The organism is Phyllobacterium sp. 22552 (assembly GCF_052044585.1).
GTDB classification, from domain to species: domain Bacteria; phylum Pseudomonadota; class Alphaproteobacteria; order Rhizobiales; family Rhizobiaceae; genus Phyllobacterium; species Phyllobacterium ifriqiyense.
Genome location: NZ_JBQENG010000004.1, coordinates 229306 through 247919, shown reverse-complemented (window position 1 = coordinate 247919; position 18614 = coordinate 229306). Strand labels below are relative to the sequence as shown.

The window sequence follows — 18614 nt, the reverse complement described above, 5'->3', positions numbered from 1 at the left end:
AAGTTTGGCCATGGCCGCCGAAATTCATGGGGGGTCTGTGAATTTTGCTTCCTGGAAAATTGAAAAGAAAGCTTTGTCTCCTGCGTGATTTGACCATATCGGTTGGAAATTTCGCAATGTTTGCCGATTTTTCCCCAAAAACTGGAAATTTTTGCCGAATATTCTCTATCGCAGCGTGTGTTTTAGTTGTGATCGGTTGATAATTCACCGTGAGCTCAGCCTTTTAACCCGGAATGTTTCCGCTGTTTCATCTTGACACATTGCAAGCCAGCGCGACGCGACTAATATATTAATTGACCAATTGGAGAGTTACATGGACACCCTCACTGCACCGCGGCATTTGCGCCTGCATGCCAGCGACAATGTCGTCGTTGCTGTCGACACGTTTCAGGTCGGGCAACGCATTGAAAATGTTACCGTAACGGATCGCGTGCCGCGCGGCCACAAACTCGCTTCGCGGTTGATTGCCAAGGGTGAGCCGGTTCGCAAATTTGGCCAGATCATTGGTTCTGCTTCCAAGCAGATCGAGCCAGGCCAATGGGTGCATGAACATAATCTCGACTACAGCGATTTCGCGCGCGAACCTGATGCGGCTCACGCGACCTCCGTGCATGGCGTACTGCCCATTAGCCAACGTGCTGTTTTTGAAGGGTTTCGCCGCGCCAATGGGCGTGCCGGAACGCGCAATTATATCGGCGTTTTGACCTCCGTGAACTGCTCCGCTTCGGTTGCCCGGTTCATCGCTGAGGCAGTGCAAAAGTCCGGTATTCTTGACGAATATCCGATGGTTGACGGCATAATTCCGCTGGTTCATGGCGGTGGATGCGCGCTTGATGTGAAGGGTGAGGGTTACGAGGTTTTGAAGCGTACCCAGTGGGGCTATGCAACCAATCCCAATATCGCCGCAGTGCTCATGGTCGGCCTTGGATGCGAGGGATTCCAGATCGGACGCTGGAAAGAAGCCTATAATATTGTCGAAAGCGACACATTCCGCAGCCTGACAATTCAGGAGGTAGGCGGCACGCGTAAGACCATGGAAGCGGGTGTCGCTGCCGTGCGTGACATGCTGCCGACAGCGGCAAATGTGAAGCGCGAAACCATTCCCGCATCGGAACTCATGCTCGCCTTGCAATGCGGCGGCTCGGACGGTTATTCCGGCATCACCGCCAATCCGGCGTTGGGCGCGGCCGTTGATCTTCTGGTGCAGCAGGGTGGCACCGCCATTCTTTCCGAAACGCCGGAGATTTATGGTGCAGAACACCTGTTGATTGAGCGCGCTTCAAACCCTGAAGCGGTCGAACGCCTGCAATCGGTCATCGCTTGGTGGGAAGATTACACGGCGCGTAACCGCATGGAAATGAACAATAATCCTTCACCCGGCAATAAGGCGGGCGGATTGACCACCATCCTTGAGAAGTCGCTTGGCGCGGTGGCAAAGTCTGGCACAACGCCGCTCGAAGCGGTCTATGGCTATGCGGAACCAGTTACGGCGCGCGGTCTGGTTTTCATGGATACTCCCGGCTACGATCCAGTTTCCGCGACGGGCCAGGTGGCAGGCGGTGCCAATATTCTTGCCTTCACCACGGGCCGTGGTTCTGCCTATGGCTGCAAGCCGACGCCTTCCATCAAGCTCGCCACCAATACCCCGATGTATACGCAGATGATCGAGGATATGGATATCAATTGCGGTGACGTCATCGACGGTGTCTCCATCGAAGACAAGGGACGCGAAATATTCGAGCATATCCTGAAGATCGCCTCAGGTGAGCGCAGCAAATCCGAGGCCCTGGGCTATGGCGATGCGGAATTCGTGCCATGGCAAATCGGGGCCACAATGTAAGGTCTCTCCAAAGAAATGAGTTAAATCAAGGGAGCCGGGGCTCCCTTTTTTATGGAATTCCCGACTTAGGCGAATATTGAGGCCGGGTTGCTTTTCCTCCGATTAATATACTAATATGATTATTCTTGTTTTGGGAGAAATAAGAATAATCGGTCATTTCTGGGAGGAAAATAATGATCCGAATTAATCGCAGACAAGCAATCGGGGGATTGGCTGGCATTGCCGGAATAACTGCATTGCCGCGCTTTCCTTTTGCGCAATCACTACCTCTGCCATCATCACCTGTTGCGCTGAACATCATCGATGTAGCTGGAAATCTGCAGCTGACACAGGCGGCAATCGAGAAGTTTGCCAAGGAAAATCCAGCACTTATATCGAAAGTGATTTTCTCGCGCGCCCCTTCACCGGAGCTTCCGGCCAAGCTCAAGGCGCAGCAGACTGCCAACCGGGTCGATATTGATCTGGTGCTGACAGGCCCCGGCGCTATGTCAGATGGCATTACACAAGGTCTTTGGATCGATGTCTGGACGAAATACCCGGACCTCTTGCCGAAAGCAGATGAAATCTATCATGAGAAGGCACTCATGATGCAGAAGAATTTCGGCCAAAATGAAGGCGTGGCTGTCGTCTACTCACCCTCCGGACCATTGTTTGAATATGCGCCGGATCGCGTCAAAACAGTGCCAAAGAATGCGGAAGAATTGCTCGCTTGGGTCAAGGCGAATCCCGGCCGTTTTTGTTACGCGCGCCCGGTTAATTCGGGACCCGGATGGACCTTCTTGATGGCCATGCCCTATATTCTCGGCGATAAAAACCCCAGCGATCCCATCAATGGCTGGGAAAAGACATGGGCATATTTGAAAGAACTCGATCAGGGCATTGATTATTACCCACCCGGCACCACCGCGACCATGAAGGAGTTTGCTGAAGGCACGCGTGATATGATCGTGTCCACCTTCGGTTGGGATATTAATCCGCGCGTCCTTGGCGTAGTACCCAAGGAAGCAGAAACCTTTGCGCTTGATGGCACCCATTGGGTTCCGGACACCCAGTTCATGTGTATTCCGCGCGGGGTTGGTGATGACAAGGTTGCCGTGCTGCTCAAGCTCATGTCCTACATGCTCGAACCGGCGCAGCAGGCCTATACCTATGACAAGGGCTATTTCTATCCCGGTCCGGCAGTAAAGGACGTTCCGCTCAATATGGCGCCGCAGGAAAGCCAGGATGTCATCGCCGAGTTTGGGCGCCCAATCTATGAAGATTTGATCGCGAAATATCCGGTGGAGGCTCCCTTGAAGCCGCAATTGCTTGTTGCAGCTTTTGAAAAATGGGACCGTGAAGTCGGTGCCAATAAGATGAACAAGTAGCAGGTAAAAGTCATGCGGTTTGCCGTCATTGGCATTGATCATCGTCATATCTACCATATGATCAATGGTCTGATTGAAGCCGGCGCTGAGTGCGCCGGTTTCGTTTCGCAAACATCAGACGGGAAAATTCTTGAAGGCATTGCCGAGCGTTTTCCCGACCTCAAATCCGTACCCGATGGCCGGGTTTTTATCGATGATCCATCGATTGATATAATCGTTACAGCGGCAGTGCCAAGTGAGCGCGCAGCAATTGCCATTGCGGCCATGAAGGCTGGCAAGGACGTGATGTCGGACAAGCCGGGGATCACCGATTACGCACAGCTTGCAGAGATCGAAAAGGTCGTAGCGGAAACGGGACGCATATTTTCCATCTGCTTTTCGGAGCGTTTCGTTGTTCCAGCAACCGGAGTGGCGCAGAAGCTGATTGATGAGGGTTCCATCGGGCGTGTAATCCAGACTATCGGTCTTGGACCCCATAGACTGAACCGCCCCATTCGGCCTGACTGGTTCTTCGATTCTGCATTTTACGGCGGCATTCTGGTCGATATTGCTTCGCACCAGATCGATCAGTTTCTGACCTATACAGGGTCTGACACTGCGGAGATCATATCCAGCGCAATTGGCCATTTTGGTGCCGACGATATTCCGGCGTTTCAGGATTTTGGCGAAGTGTTACTGCGCAGCGATCAGGCAACCGGCTATGTTCGCGTGGATTGGTTCACCGCCGATGGGCTTTCCACCTGGGGCGACGGCAGGCTGATCATACTTGGCACAGAAGGCACGATCGAGCTGCGTAAATATGTCGATATTGCCGGTCGCGACGGGACGGACCACGTGTTCCTCGTGAACGGCAAGGGCACAAAACATATGGATGCCAGCCGGGAACCGATCACTTACTTCAGGACCTTTCTGACGGATGTGCGCGAGCGCAGTGAAACCACGATGAAGCAAAGCCACGTCTTTACCGTGAGCAGACTGGCGCTTGACGCACAAAAACGCGCGACCATCCTCGCGCACCGCCCCGCGTTTCGACCGCAGGAGAACAAGCAATGAAAATGCCCGGCCTTGCAATCATCGGCCTTGGGCCCGCGGCGCTGCCCCATGCGAAAAGCCTTGTCGACCTTCAGGACAAGGTGGATGTGATATGGGCGGCCAGCAGGACAAAGGAGCGTACGGAAGAGTTTTCGAAGAGTTTTCCTTTTCCGGTGACCAACGATGTTGATGCTGCCATCGCAGACCCTGCGGTGGACATTGTGCTGGTGTTGACACCGGCCAATGCCCACCTTGAAATCGCCGAGAAGAGTTTTGCCGCTGGCAAACATGTGCTTCTGGAAAAACCGTTGGACATTACGTTGCAACGTGCGGAGCAGATTGTTTCACGCGGCCGTGCCGGCGGGCTGACATTCGGTGTTGTATTGCAGCACAGGTTCAGGCCCGCCAGCCTCAGGCTACGCCAAGCGCTGGAAGACAAGAGTCTGGGTGATGTGCAGGCAACGTCGCTACGCGTACCCTGGTGGCGTCCGCAGAGTTATTATGATGAAGGTGGAAGGGGAACCTTCGCTCGCGATGGGGGAGGCGTGCTGCTATCGCAGGCAATCCACGCATTGGATTTGTTCCGTTCGCTTCTTCCCATCAGCACTATTGTGGCTTCCCAGGTACGAACGACCGCGCTGCATCGCATGGAATCGGAAGATCATGTTACAGCCTTAATGACCCTGGCCAATGGCGCGCCTGCATCTCTTTTGGCCACGACAGCCGCCTTTCCGGGTTTTCCGGAAACGCTGGAAATCACCGGATCGCTTGGTTCGGCTCATCTTGCGGGCGGCGCCTTGAAGCTTTCCTGGTTGGATGGACACGAGGAAATCATCGAGGCGGAAGGCAAGTCCGGCAGTGGGGCGAATATCATGGATTTCCCCCATGATGCGCATCGGGCGCTCATTGCGGATTTTCTGGCCGCAGTCGCCGAAAAACGGGACCCAATAGTGACAGGGGAAGAAGCTCTGGCGACCCAAAAATTTATCGCGGATATCATCCGGGCGGATCCGTCCAATTTCCAGCCAGTTTGAGCAGCTTTGAAATGAAAACCCGCCGGAATGATTCCGGCGGGTTTTGCATGTGCAGATCAGGCCGTTGTCTGTTGTGTCTTTGCCCGTGCCACGATCTGTGTCGGGTTGACGAAACGCAGTGCGATAAGCAACCAGACCAGCGTGGTGACCATATAGACAACCGCCATCGCGTCGATGGACTGCACAGCACGAACGCCGGATGCAAATACAGAGTAGTAAAGGGCGACCACAAGCGTCTGGCTGGTTGGTCCGGCGGTCAGGAAGGTCAGCTCGAACATAGCCACCGTGCGCACCAGTACCAATAGCAGCGCTGCTAGTATGCCGGGCAGGAGCATTGGCAGCAGCACATATCGGAACAATTGGAATGTGCCGGCTCCAAACACCCGTGCGGCAGCTTCAACCTTCGGATCGATCTGCTCTATGAAGGGGATCATCACCAGAATAACGAAGGGCACTGTCGGCACCAGATTGGCAAGAACCACACCCCAGAAAGTGCCGCCTACGCCCGCTTGATAGAGCACCGTGGCCAGTGGAATACCAAAGGTAATCGGCGGCACAAGCAGCGGCAAAAGAAACAGGAGCATGATCAGTTTCTTGCCGGGAAAGTTGCGGCGCGCCAAAGCATAGGCAGCCGTAACGCCGAGCAGGCCCGAAAGCGCTACCACCGTGAAGACAATCTGGAATGTAACGATCAGCACGTCGCTAAGCTGGAATTCCGACCATGCGGTGAAATACCATTTTGTCGTCCATCCGGCGGGTAGCCAAGTGCCAAGCCAACGGGTGCCGAAAGAGGATATGACGACTGTTGCGATCATCGCCAGAAGATTGATGATGAAGAAGGCGACCACCACCCATACGGCAGTGATCCAGAGCTTTGCTCCAATGGTCGTATCGCGGATCATCGTCAGCCCTTTCCGCCAGCGGTCGAGCCGCGATAGAACAAGTTACGAATAGAGAGCAGTGACACCACAATCAGTAACTGGACGGCTGCCATGATCATGGCGATGGCCGATGCCATTGAATAGTCATACTGCTCGAAAGCTGCCTGATAGGCTGCAATGGAAATAACGCGGGTGGGTCCTGCCGGCGCGCCAAGCAGAACGGCTGAAGGAAAGACTGCGAAGGCCTGCACAAAGGACAGACAGAACGCAATGGTGAGGCCGGGCACAAGCAAAGGCCACATCACATAACGAAAACGCTGCCAACTTTTTGCGCCATGCGTGGCGGCAGCCTGCTCCAATGCCGGGTCGATGCCTGAAACATAGGACAGGGTCAGCAGGAAGGTGAATGGAAAGCCGGTAATGATCAGCGATGCGAAAACGCCCCAATAATTATTGGTGAGCTTTACCGGACTGTCGATCATGCCGATCATCATCAATGTACGGCTGAACCAACCTTGCGGACCAAGGTAGTTCAATAATCCTTCTGCTACTAGCACCGTGCCAAGCGTAACTGGCAAAACCAGTATCGTCGTCAACAAACGCTGGTGGGTCATCAGACGAACACGGAAGGCTACCGGCAGGGCTATGGCAATGCTTATCAGGGTAACCGGCACCGCAAGCCAAAGCGTCGTCAGGATCGTGTCATAGAGAAACGGGTCGGAGAAGAATTTCTGATAATTGGCAAACATGCCTCCCTCTTTGGGTTCAAAGGAGAGGATAAGACCGTAAATGAACGGGTAGATAAAAACCGCCAGCAGGAAAATAACCGCAGGCAAGACAAGCAATGTCACACCGTCAATCCCGCGCAGGGCGAGCCGCTGGCGCAAAGATAAATGGTTGACCGAAGGCGTTGAGGTCACACTGATCATGGCTGTCACGCCGCAAAAGCCAGCGCGCGCGCCGGATCGACTGAAAGCCAGATAGCGCTGCCAAGTGCAGCCGTCTGAGGGGCATGAAATACAAGCTCAAGCCCTTCAGCAGTGCGAGCGGTCCCAACGAATTCACGACCGCGATATTCGATGGTTTCGACGACAGCTTCGACAGTCGTTCCGGATTTCGTCCCCGCGACAACATCATCGGCACGAGCTGCCACAACTGCAGTGTCACCAACCTTCAACGTGTCTCGGGCAATTCCGGATAGCGTTGAAGCGCCAACGGCAATGCTGGTCTTATCTCCGTCAACCGCAATGACTTTCCCGGTCAGGCGATTGCGATATCCCATGAATTCAGCCACATCCAAATGGTCGGGACGCTCATAGAGATCGCTCGGCACGCCAACCTGACGGATTTCGCCATCTCGCAGCACGACAACCCGATCAGCAAGCGACAAAGCTTCATCCTGATCATGCGTTACATAGATGGTTGTCGCACCAAGCTGGTTGTGAATACGGCGGATTTCGGCGCGCATTTCAAGGCGCAGCTTCGCATCGAGATTTGAAAGCGGCTCGTCCATCAGCACCAAAGGCGGTTCGATGACAATGGCACGGGCAATGGCGACACGCTGCTGTTGACCGCCGGAAAGCTGGCCTGGCAATTTATGTCCCTGTCCTTGCAACCGCACCAGGTTCAAGGCTTCTTCGATGCGCTTTTCAGCCTCAGCCTTGGGCACGCGGCGCATCTTTAATCCAAAGCCGATATTCTGTCTGACGGTCATATGCGGAAAAAGCGCATAGTTCTGAAACACCATACCAAAGCCGCGATCCTCGGGCTTCAACGTGTCAATGCGCTTGTCGTCAATGAAGATACCTCCACCCGTAGTGGACAGAAGACCGGCGATGCAGTTCAGCGCCGTGGATTTGCCACAGCCGGAAGGGCCGAGCAAAGCGATGAATTCTCCTTTTCGGATCGAAAGAGAAACATCTTTAAGCGCATTGTGCGAACCGAAGGCACGGCTCATCCGATCGAGACGGATTTCCTTGAACGGGGATGACGCAAGCAGCATCGATTACCTCATAATTATAAGCCATCCGGTCTCACCGGATGGCTCCATGTTCGTCTAGGGATCAGGACTTTTTGGCTGCGACTTCTTCATCCCAGCGGCGGAAAGCCACGACCATGGATGATGGCTCGAGGGGAATTTCGACCGGGTTATTGGCGATCCAGTCAGCATATTCGGCACGACCGAATTCAGCGATGGCATCCTGACTTTCCTGGGGGGCCATCGTAATGGGAACATCCTTCACCGCAGGACCCGGATAGAAGTAACCTTGATCATAAGTATATGCCTGCTGCTCTGGTGTAAGCAGGAAGCTCATCAGATCAAGCAGAACAGCAAGCTTCTCATCGGCGATACCTTTTGGCACGCACATGTAATGCGCGTCAGCGACCCAATGGAAACCTTTCAACGGTGCAACAGCGGCTTCCTTCGGGACAACGCCCAGCACACGTGGATTGATATCCCAGCCGGTGGTGGAAACGGTCATGTCGCGCGTTCCTTCGCCGAGTTCCTTCATCAAGGCGCCCGTGCCGGTTGGGTAGTATTCAATATATTTGTGCAATTCCTTAAGATAGGCCCAGGTCTTGTCCCAGCCTTTGACCGGATCTCGCGGGTCGATATCGCCCAGCAAATAGGGCAGGCCCATCAAAAATGTACGGCCCGGGCCGGAGTTTGCGGGGCGCGCATAGAGGAACTTGTTTGGATTTTCCTTTGCCCACGCAAGCAGTTCCTCGGCGGTCGTTGGAACTTTTTTCACACGCTCTGGCATATATTCGAGGAGCGGCCCAGAGGGGTAATAGGTTACGATTACGCCGTGATCCTTGCCCAAGGCGAGCATGCGGTGCGCAGGCTCGAGATAGATTTTAGCAAGATCGGGCAAGGAAGCCGAATGATCAGGCAAAAGCTTGACCCACAAATCCTGGTCAAGACCCGCCGAAAGCGCATCTGTGCCCGTCAATACAAGATCGATATCGAGCCTGTTTGCGGCCTGCTGCGCCTTGATTTTTCCGGGAAGTTCCGGTGCCGGCGCTTTCGTGAAGGTGATCTTAGAAACGAGTTCCGGTTTTGCCTTGGCGTAGTTTTCGATCGCCGTTTGCGTCAGTGCAAGGTTGCCCGCCACGTCAGCAATATTCAATGTGATGGGTGAACTCGGCAAAGCCAGTTTGGATTGAGCAAAAAGACGTGTTGCCGGCAAGGTGGCAACCGCCGCCAATCCGGCAATAGCGTGCCTGCGTGTAATGCGGATCATGACTTCCTCCCTGTTTAATTCTCTCGCCCTATTTTCGGGCACGACCAGCTTCCCGACTGGTCAGTATTGTCTAATATATTAATCTATCAGATGGAGATAGCAAGGGCCTTCATCTTAGACTATCTGTGTAACGGTTTTTGCTGCTCCAAGTCGCATCACCTTCGCAAGTTGGGTCTTTACCAATTGAACGAATGCTTCATTTTCTGGCAAATCCTGTCCAAATATTTGGTCCATTCCGATAAGGGCGGTCACCAACTCCTCGGCATTGTTCTTGTTCGCTGCGCGCTTCTTGAGTTCAGATGCAAGCGGATCGCGAACGTCGATAGTGTCGCCTTTTTCGTCTGCGCCAGTCACGTATCGCATCCAGGCTGCTACTCCGAGCGCCAGACGATCAAACGGCAAGCCGTTGTCGATACATTTGCGGATAGTATTCAAAAGGCGTTGGGGCAGTTTCTGTGAGCCGTCCATGGCAATCTGCCACGTACGATGCCTAAGAGCAGGATTACAGAAGCGTTCACGCAATTGCGCCTTGTAAGCCTCCAGATCGAAGCCCGGAAGCGGTGGAAGCGTAGGGGAAATTTCCTCATCCATCATCGCTTTGATGAGTTCGCTGAAACCTGGAGCTTTCATAACGTCCGAGACCGTTTCATGGCCGGCCAGATAGCCAAGATATGCCAATGTGGAGTGGCTGCCATTCAGGAGCCGAAGCTTCATCAGTTCAAAAGCATCGACATCTTCCACGAAGGTTGCGCCGAAATTTTCCCAAGCTGGTCGGCCAGCCGGAAAATGATCTTCTATAACCCACTGCGTGAAGGGTTCGGTCATAATCGGCCAGGCATCAACCAGCGCTGTTGCGCTCAAAGTCGTTGCGCGGTCAGCTTCAGTGGTCGCTGGAACAATGCGATCAACCATCGTTGATGGAAAGGCGATTTTCTCCTTGATGTAATTTGCAAGTTCGGAATCGCGCAGTTCAGCAAAGCGTGTCACGACACGTCGCAACGTCTCGCCATTTGCGGGAAGATTGTCACACGATAGAAGCGTAAAAGGTTCGATCTTATTGGCGCGCCGACGAGAAATAGCTTCAACGATGAAGCCTATCGCCGATTTCGGAGCAGCGGGGTTCGCAAGATCGTGAACAATGTCGGGATGAGCTTCGTCGAGCGCTGCGGAAGCCGGTGAATAGCAATAGCCCTTTTCGGTCACGGTAAGCGAGACAATCCGAACCGCCGCATTCGTCATGGCGTCGAGAACGGCAGCCGGATTTTCCGGGGCGACCATAAGCCCGCCAATGCTTCCGATCACACGGAAGCTGTCTTCATCTCCACTGCGTGTTGCAACGGTATAAAGCCCGTCCTGTGGCTCCAAAGCATCACGTGTATCACCACTGCGCAAAGACACGCCGAGGATACCCCAGCTATTATCGCCGCTGGCCAATACGCTATCCGTATAAACTGCCTGATGCGCGCGATGAAAAGCTCCAATGCCAAGATGAACTATGCCGATTTTTGTCTGGCTTCGATCATATCCAGGGCGCGTCACCTCCTTTGACAGATGTGAAAGCGTAGCGTTGGAAAGACGTGCTGGTTTAGTCATTTTTGTATTCTTTCAGTCAAAGCTTGTAGGCTTGTTTTGCCAGGCGGTAGGCCAAGTCATGGGCGACTTCATGCGCCTCGTCTTCGTCCAGTCGATGATCGGCAACAAGCCGGGCAAGAAATGAACAATCGACACGACGCGCCATATCGTGCCGCGCCGGGATGGAGAGATAAGCTCGCGTGTCATCGTTAAAGCCGACCGTATTGTAGAAACCAGCGGTTTCAGTCGTCAATTCACGAAACCTGCGCATCCCTTCAGGACTATCATGAAACCACCATGCAGGTCCGAGCCGCAGGGCAGGGTAATGACCTGCCAAAGGTGCAAGTTCCCGGCTGTAACTTGTCTCATCCAGCGTAAACAGAATGAGTGTCAGGCGGCTATCATTGCCGAATGCGTCTAATAGCGGCTTCAATTCCTCCACATAGCCTGTTGATCGCGGAATGTCGGCACCCTTATCCATGCCAAAGCGCTCGAACACCGATGCATTATGGTTTCGGAAGGAACCCGGGTGTATCTGCATGACCAGCCCGTCTTCGGTGCTCATGCGCGCCATTTCGGTCAACATTTGAGCTCGGAAAAGATCCGCATCGGCCACTGAGGCGTTCTTCAATACACGCTCAAACAATGCCGAAGCTTCCGAAGCCGAAAGATTGGCGGTACGCGCGTTCGGATGGCCATGATCTGATGATGTAGCGCCACGCTTCTTGAAGTAGGCTCGCCTTATGCGATGAGCTTCAAGATAACCCTGGTAATCAAGCTTCGTGCCAGCCAAAGCGGTGAAGCTCTCAACATTGCTCCGGAAATCCGGACGCGATGCGTCAATCACGGCATCGGGGCGATAGGCTGGCACCACGCGGCCATCCCAGCCGGATTTTAGTATCGCATCATGTGCGGCCAGATCGTCTGTAGCGGCATCCGTGGTGGAGATGGCTTCAATCCCGAACTGTTTGTAGAGGGCCCGGGGACGCATTGATGGATCAGCCAACCGACCAGCGATTTTGTCATAGAGCGCGTCTGCATTTTTCTCCGTAAGGCGCTCTTCAATCCCAAATACGGTTTCGAGTGCATGCTCGAACCAAAGTCGTGATGGAGTGCCTCGAAACAGATAAAAATGTTTCGCAAACAAGCGCCATATCTTGCGCCCGTCGGTCTCGACCGGCCCGCCATCCTGTCTTGGCACACCAAGATCCTCAAGCTGGATACCTTGCGAGTAAAGCATGCGGAAAATATAATGGTCGGGCTTTACAAAAAGGCTGGCAGGATCGGGAAAAGCCTTATCCTTGGCATACCATGATGGATCCGTATGGCCGTGTGGTGAGATGATAGGTAGACGCTCCACTGCGTCGAACAAGCGTCTCGCAATCAAACGCGCGTCAGATTCAATTGGGAATAGTCTGTCTGGGTGGAGTGCCATGGATGTTCCTCGCCGCCGTTCAATTGATGTGAACGATGATCTTGGCGAAGAGTAAATAATAATATATTAGTATGTCAACAGCGTGCGATCGCGTTTATATCGCCGGATAACGATGCCATTGGACTATGAATTTATACGGAATTCCATCATTCAATGAGACTGACGGTCTGTGATAGGTGGAAATGGAGTGCTGAAATGACAGCAGAGAATGTCGGGGGGAAGACTGCGGAGCTAGCATCGCCAGCGCCGGAATCCAAGCCTGATCGCGCCGTTCAAGCTGCGCGATCCAGTTCGAGAGGCGCTCCGGCAGGGCGTATGACCACCGCGATGGCTATTTATCGCGAACTTCATGCAGCCATTGTCGCCATGGAAATGACGCCTGGCACCGCACTTAACGAGAAAGTTTTGACGGAGCGTTTCGGTGTGAGCCGCACGCCTGTCCGCGAAGCATTGATCCGCCTCGTTGAAGACGGACTTGTCGACGTGTTTCCGCAATCGGGAACTTTCGTTGCCCGTATTCCTGTAGCATTGATACCGCAAGCGGTGATCATCCGGCAGGCGCTTGAAGGCGCTACGGTCGAACGCGCGGCGGCGGTTGCGACGGCGAAGGATGTGGAATGGCTGGACGAGATACTCGCCCGCCAGCATTTCTTTGCCGATCGGCAGAATATGAGCGCATTCCACGAAGCTGATGAGGCCTTTCATGAGGCCATCGCGGGAATATCCGGACATCCTGGCATCTGGCACTATTTAAAACCCGTGAAAGTGCAGATTGACCGGGCACGGCGTATGACGCTGCCGGGTCTGGGCCGCATGAACCATGTTCTTTCCGAACACAAGATCATTCGCGACGCGATTGAAAGCCATGACGTTCCCGCCGCTTGCGCGGCAATGAAGCAGCATTTGAATGCCGTCATTCCCGACATTGAAACATTGAGAAAAACCCACCCTGGATCATTTGTCTGATCCGCGGTTGGAATACGAAAATTTGACGGAGGAATAATGCGTCAGGCATGGAGATGGTTTGGACCCAAGGCCGGGGTTTCGCTGGATAATGTGCGTCAGGCAGGCGCGACCGATATTGTATCTGCCCTGCATGAAGTGCCAATCGGCGAGGCTTGGACGACAGATCAGGTTCGCGCTCGTAAATCATTAATTGAATCGACTCCATCGGATCGTACACCGCTCACATGGTCCGTGGTGGAAAGCATTCCAATTCCTGATGCCGTAAAGCGTCTTGGTGGCGCGGCAAAGCACGAAATTGCCGCGTGGATCGCCAGCATGGAGGCGCTTAGCGCCAATGACATCAAGGTCATTTGCTACAACTTCATGCCCGTCGTCGATTGGTGCCGTACAGATCTTGATTATGTAACGCCCACGGGCTCGACGGCCATGCGTTTCGACCATAACAGCTTCGCCGTATTCGATCTGCATATCCTGCAGCGTAACGGCGCTGAAAAAGACTATTCTGCTGCCGATCGTGAAATCGCCAGCGATCTTTACGAAGCCATGGGCGCACAGGAGATTTCTGACCTCACCCGCAATATTGCGAGTGCGCTTCCAGGGTCGACTACTGAACCGCTTACTATTCCTGCCTTCCGCGACAAGCTTGAAGCCTATTCCGGCATTGATGCACCGCGTTTGCGCAAGCATCTGATCGAATTTCTTGAAGCTGTGACGCCTGTGGCCGACGATCTTGGCGTGAAGCTTACCTTGCATCCGGATGATCCGCCCCGTTCGCTCTTTGGCTTGCCGCGTATTGCTTCGACGGAAGCCGATTATGCCGCCTTGTTCGACGCTGTGCCATCTGCTGCAAATGGCATGTGTTTCTGTACAGGGAGCCTTGGCGTACGCGCCGATAATGATTTGCCAAAGATTGCGCGGCGCTTTGCCTCGCGCATTCATTTCTCCCATTTGCGTGCAACAACGCGTGAGGGCGATGGGCGCAGTTTCCATGAAGCAGCGCATTTGGAAGGCGATGTTGATATGGTTGCGGTGTTGCGCGAATTGCTCGCCGAAGATAGGAAGCGTGCCAAGTCGGACAGCATTATTTTCCGCTCGGACCATGGTCATCGCATGCTTGATGATCTGAACAAGGAAGTTACCCCCGGGTACCCTGCAATCGGTCGTCTGCGGGGGCTTGCCGAGCTGCGCGGTATTATTCACGCTCTGGACGCGAGCGCACTCGTTTAAATCTGATCACATTTTGGATTTTCTTCAGCCCCGGTTCAAATCGAGCCGGGGTTTTCTACATCTAAAGACTTAATGGTTTTTAATCCTTTTCGCGCCAACCCACATCTTAATGGCATCCTGTTTAATAATTCGATCATAAATCATCACATTATCGCCATAGTTCGAAAGCCCCAGAGGCATATCTAAACCCCAGATAAGCAACCGTGATCACGTTTTGAGTCACAATAAGACAAGTTTTTTTAGTAACTTGGCATTTCTATTCAGATAGACTCAACTGTTCTTATCAATCGCGACACCTCGGTGCCACATTTCTACAAAATAGAAGAGGCGCATCATCCGCGCTGCGATCTACTTGCCCAAGATCATTTCCGAGCGTGTTTCTTCATCAGGCGTTTCTGCCGTGGGCCATTTAAAGTGCGATTTATTTATGATCTCTTTTGCAGGTATCCGTTCGGTACTCGTCACCTCCATTGTTCTTTTAATGTTTGGTGCGGCTTCCGCCAATGCCGCATGCGGTGGCGCTTCCTGGTATGCACTTCACTCCAAAACCGCCTCAGGCGAACGCATGAACCCTTCCGCTCTCACAGCTGCACATCGCACGCTTCCTTTCGGCTCCAAGGTTAAAGTTACCAATCAGCGCAATGGCAAATCCATCGTCGTGCGTATCAATGATCGGGGTCCGTTCATCAAAGGTCGTGTGATCGATCTTTCAAAGGGAGCTGCAAACCGTCTGGGCTTTGTCGGTGCGGGTCACACAAATATCTGCATGGCCCGTCTCTAATAAATGCGCCAATAATCTCGGCATTGACCTTGATCGTTGAACGTGACATCGCCATGTGAACATTCGCGTTAAAATCGGGGGCGTTCCATGGCACTGAAAGTCGCGGTCCAGATGGACCATATCAATTCTATCCGGATCGGCGGCGATACGTCCTTCGCGCTTTGTCTTGAAGCGCAAAAGCGCGGTCATGAGCTTTATCACTATACGCCCGACCGGCTGAGCATGCGCGATGGTGTTGTCCATGCGCGGGTTGAAGAGCTGAGTGTTCGCGACATAGAGGGTGACCACTTCACGCTTGGTGAGCAGATATCCCGCGACCTGTCAGAGATGGATGTGGTGTTGCTGCGGCAAGATCCGCCGTTTGACATGAACTACATCACAACAACCCATATGCTGGAGCGCATTCATCCGAAGACGCTCGTTGTCAATGACCCTGCCTGGGTGCGCAACAGTCCGGAAAAGATTTTCGTTACCGAGTTTCCCGATCTCATGCCGGAAACGCTTATCACCAAAGACCCACAGGAAATCGCTGATTTTCGTAAAGAGTTTGGCGACATTATTCTGAAGCCGCTTTACGGCAATGGCGGCGCAGGCGTATTTCATCTGGCTGATGGTGACCGCAATCTGACATCGCTGCTGGAAATGTTCGGCCAGATGTTCCGCGAACCCTTTATCGCGCAGCGCTATCTCAAGGATGTCCGCGCCGGCGACAAGCGCATCATCCTGATTGACGGTGAACCAGTGGGCGCGATCAACCGGGTTCCTTCCGAAACCGATGCACGGTCCAACATGCATGTTGGCGGGCGGGCCGAGAAGACCGAGCTGACAGACCGCGAGCGCGAAATTTGTGCCCGGATCGGCCCGTCATTGCGTGAAAGAGGTTTCATCCTCGTCGGGATCGATGTCATTGGCGACTATATGACCGAAATCAATGTGACTTCTCCGACCGGCGTAAGGGAAGTCAAAAAGTTCGGCGGTGCTGATATTGCGGCTTTGTTCTGGGATTCAGTGGAAGCCAAGCGGCGATAAAATCCGCCTGTTCACTCAATGTTCTTGTCATGCGTGATGAAACGTGCTGATGTGAAAACATTAGCACGTTTTCATTTTGGATTATTGTATTTTCAAGGATCATTGCATGGTTACCCGTGTCCGTACGGTCGCCTTTCAGGGCATTGAGGCCCAGCCCGTCGATGTGCAGGTGATGATCGCTCCCGGGAAAATGGGGATGCATATTGTTGGTCTTCCGGACAAGGCTGTTGCCGAAAGCCGCGAGCGCGTACAGGCAGCTTTGCATGCATCCGGACTTTCGATGCCCGTCAAGAAGGTTACCGTAAATCTTGCACCCGCAGATTTGCCCAAGGAAGGCAGTCATTATGACTTGCCCATTGCGGTTGGGCTTATGGCTGGCCTTGGAGCTATTCCGGCTGATGCGCTGCAATCCTATGTCGTGCTGGGCGAGCTTTCACTTGATGGCACAATAACGCATGTTGCAGGCGTCCTGCCCGCTGCCATTGCGGCGAACCGGCAGGATCGTGGCCTCATATGTCCTGCGCCTTGTGGACCAGAAGCGGCATGGGCTGGTTCGGAGATCGATATACTCGCGCCGCGCAGCCTGATTGCCCTCGCTAATCACTTTCGTGGCACGCAGGTTTTGTCGCGCCCGGAACCTGCAATGCAGGCCAGTGCGACGGGCTTGCCGGATTTGACCGATATAAGGGGGCAGGAGAGTGCCCGGCGTGCTTTGGAGGTCGCAGCTGCCGGCGGACACAATATGCTGATGTCGGGCCCTCCAGGGTCCGGAAAATCCATGCTGGCGCAACGGCTCCCCTCAATCCTGCCGCCATTATTGCCGCGCGAATTACTGGATGTATCGATGATAGCTTCCATCGCAGGCGAGCTGATGGGTGGTAAGCTGACCGACCGACGTCCCTTCCGTGCGCCCCACCACTCTGCATCCATGGCGGCGATGGTGGGGGGAGGAATACGGGCGAGACCGGGCGAGGTCTCGCTCGCCCATCGCGGCATATTGTTTCTCGATGAGTTTCCCGAATTTACACCGCAAGTTCTGGATTCGCTGCGGCAACCGCTGGAGACTGGAGAGTGCATGATTGCCCGGGCCAACCATCGCATATCCTATCCGGCGCAAATCCAGCTGATTGCTGCCATGAACCCGTGCAAATGCGGCATGGCGAGTGAACCGGGGCACCGTTGTGCAAGAGGCCCAAGATGCCGCGAGGACTATCAGGCGCGGATTTCAGGCCCGCTGCTGGATCGTATTGATATCAGGATTGACGTACCTTCCGTGAGCGCGGCTGATCTTATCAAGCCTTCGGCTTCGGAAAGCAGCGCAGTGGTGGCGCAACGCGTTGCGCGCGCCCGCACGATGCAGAAGCTGCGTTTCGAGCAGCTGGGGGTTTCGGCCATTACGACCAATGCGCAATGTTCTGTCGCGATAATCGAGAAAATAGCTCAACCGGACAAAGCAGGCACGGCCCTGCTGCATCAAGCCAGCGAGCAGATGAAGTTTTCGGCCAGGGCCTATCACCGGGTGCTCAAGGTAGCGCGAACTTTGGCGGATCTGGAAGGACAGGAAACAATCGGTCGTATCCATCTCGCCGAAGCTATCTCATACCGAATGGGTGCAGATATGGCGACGACGCAGCATGAAAGTATAAGAGGTTATTGATGGCACATTGATAAACGGCTGATCCCCATTTCGGTCATGAAAACATCCTGCGCCAGCGAAATGACGCGGCGATATTGGCCAATTATGCGCAATGCGTGATGCCAGATGATGAATTCTGGATCATTGGAAATTTCAGCCATGGTCGGCTAAAGGATAAGGAAGGTTATTTAAGATCGCTATTTGAACGAGTTCCGGGAAAGAAGCATCTGGTTGCCGGTAATCATGACAATAGACAGGTGAAAACACTCGGCTGGGCATCCATTTCCCAATTGATTGAAATCAAGGACGGCGAGCAGAGCCTGACCTTGCGTCACTATCCTATGATTACCTGGAGCCATGCAAGATGTGGAGCAATTCAGCTGTTCGGGCATGTCTACCAACACTGGCAGGGTTCGTGTAACAGCATTAATGTTGGTATCGATGTTTGGAATTTCATGCCGGTCCGCATTGATATGATCAGGCAACGCGCTAAAGACTTACCGGTGAACCAACATTGGCATCAGGTCGAACGCAATGCGGATATTTTTAGCTAGAGCCTTCTCGTTCAA

16 protein-coding genes are annotated in these 18614 nt (G+C 53.7%); 10 read left to right on the top strand and 6 right to left on the bottom strand.

Annotation, left to right across the window (positions count from 1 at the left end; genetic code table 11):
• The first annotated feature begins 313 nt into the window (after positions 1–313).
• From ACTJI9_RS11370 to ACTJI9_RS11355, 4 genes are all read left to right on the top strand, one after another.
• Positions 314–1840 (top strand): UxaA family hydrolase, encoded by a 1527-nt coding sequence (locus ACTJI9_RS11370; RefSeq protein ID WP_440808071.1) that lies wholly within the window; start codon positions 314–316, stop codon positions 1838–1840.
• A gap of 176 nt (positions 1841–2016) precedes the next feature.
• The gene (locus tag ACTJI9_RS11365; protein WP_440808471.1) at positions 2017–3207 is read left to right on the top strand and encodes an ABC transporter substrate-binding protein; all 1191 of its coding nucleotides are present in this window, start codon (positions 2017–2019) and stop codon (positions 3205–3207) included.
• 12 nt (positions 3208–3219) lie between these two features.
• Positions 3220–4260 carry a Gfo/Idh/MocA family protein gene (locus tag ACTJI9_RS11360; RefSeq protein ID WP_337354126.1) on the top strand — a complete coding sequence of 347 codons (1041 nt, stop codon included), beginning with the start codon at positions 3220–3222 and terminating at the stop codon, positions 4258–4260.
• Positions 4257–5273: a Gfo/Idh/MocA family protein gene (locus tag ACTJI9_RS11355; RefSeq protein ID WP_440808069.1), complete on the top strand. Its 1017-nt coding sequence runs from the start codon at positions 4257–4259 to the stop codon at positions 5271–5273. The genes ACTJI9_RS11360 and ACTJI9_RS11355 overlap by 4 nt, the downstream gene beginning before the upstream one ends.
• Positions 5274–5329: 56 nt before the next feature.
• Here the strand turns inward: ACTJI9_RS11355 and ACTJI9_RS11350 are convergent, their stop codons facing one another.
• The 6 genes from ACTJI9_RS11350 to uxaC all read right to left on the bottom strand — a co-directional run bounded on the left by ACTJI9_RS11350 (position 5330) and on the right by uxaC (position 12406).
• Entirely contained in the window at positions 5330–6175 is an 846-nt protein-coding gene (locus tag ACTJI9_RS11350; RefSeq protein WP_307281657.1) for an ABC transporter permease, read from the bottom strand.
• 2 nt (positions 6176–6177) lie between these two features.
• Entirely contained in the window at positions 6178–7083 is a 906-nt protein-coding gene (locus ACTJI9_RS11345) for an ABC transporter permease (RefSeq protein WP_440808066.1), read from the bottom strand.
• A 5-nt stretch (positions 7084–7088) separates the two neighbouring features.
• Entirely contained in the window at positions 7089–8156 is a 1068-nt protein-coding gene (locus ACTJI9_RS11340; protein ID WP_115054564.1) for an ABC transporter ATP-binding protein, read from the bottom strand.
• Positions 8157–8217: 61 nt separating this feature from the next.
• Entirely contained in the window at positions 8218–9396 is a 1179-nt protein-coding gene (locus tag ACTJI9_RS11335; protein ID WP_115054800.1) for an ABC transporter substrate-binding protein, read from the bottom strand.
• Positions 9397–9513: 117 nt separating this feature from the next.
• Positions 9514–10992, bottom strand: a complete 1479-nt coding sequence (locus tag ACTJI9_RS11330; RefSeq protein ID WP_440808064.1) for a mannitol dehydrogenase family protein — start codon at positions 10990–10992, stop codon at positions 9514–9516.
• Between the two features lie 16 nt (positions 10993–11008).
• Entirely contained in the window at positions 11009–12406 is a 1398-nt protein-coding gene (uxaC, locus tag ACTJI9_RS11325) for a glucuronate isomerase (protein WP_440808062.1), read from the bottom strand.
• Positions 12407–12601: 195 nt separating this feature from the next.
• Between uxaC and ACTJI9_RS11320 the strand changes: the two genes are divergently transcribed.
• From ACTJI9_RS11320 to ACTJI9_RS11295, 6 genes are all read left to right on the top strand, one after another.
• Positions 12602–13372: a GntR family transcriptional regulator gene (locus tag ACTJI9_RS11320; RefSeq protein ID WP_115054567.1), complete on the top strand. Its 771-nt coding sequence runs from the start codon at positions 12602–12604 to the stop codon at positions 13370–13372.
• Positions 13373–13408: 36 nt separating this feature from the next.
• On the top strand, positions 13409–14599 hold the full coding sequence (gene uxuA / locus ACTJI9_RS11315; RefSeq protein WP_307281668.1) for a mannonate dehydratase: 1191 nt from the start codon (positions 13409–13411) through the stop codon (positions 14597–14599).
• 427 nt (positions 14600–15026) lie between these two features.
• Positions 15027–15380: a septal ring lytic transglycosylase RlpA family protein gene (locus ACTJI9_RS11310; RefSeq protein ID WP_307281671.1), complete on the top strand. Its 354-nt coding sequence runs from the start codon at positions 15027–15029 to the stop codon at positions 15378–15380.
• Positions 15381–15467: 87 nt separating this feature from the next.
• The gene (gene gshB / locus ACTJI9_RS11305; protein ID WP_115054570.1) at positions 15468–16409 is read left to right on the top strand and encodes a glutathione synthase; all 942 of its coding nucleotides are present in this window, start codon (positions 15468–15470) and stop codon (positions 16407–16409) included.
• A 106-nt stretch (positions 16410–16515) separates the two neighbouring features.
• Positions 16516–18066, top strand: a complete 1551-nt coding sequence (locus ACTJI9_RS11300) for a YifB family Mg chelatase-like AAA ATPase (protein WP_336440291.1) — start codon at positions 16516–16518, stop codon at positions 18064–18066.
• A gap of 74 nt (positions 18067–18140) precedes the next feature.
• Positions 18141–18599, top strand: coding sequence for a metallophosphoesterase (locus ACTJI9_RS11295; protein ID WP_440808060.1), 459 nt, complete (start codon positions 18141–18143; stop codon positions 18597–18599).
• The last annotated feature ends 15 nt before the right edge of the window (positions 18600–18614 follow it).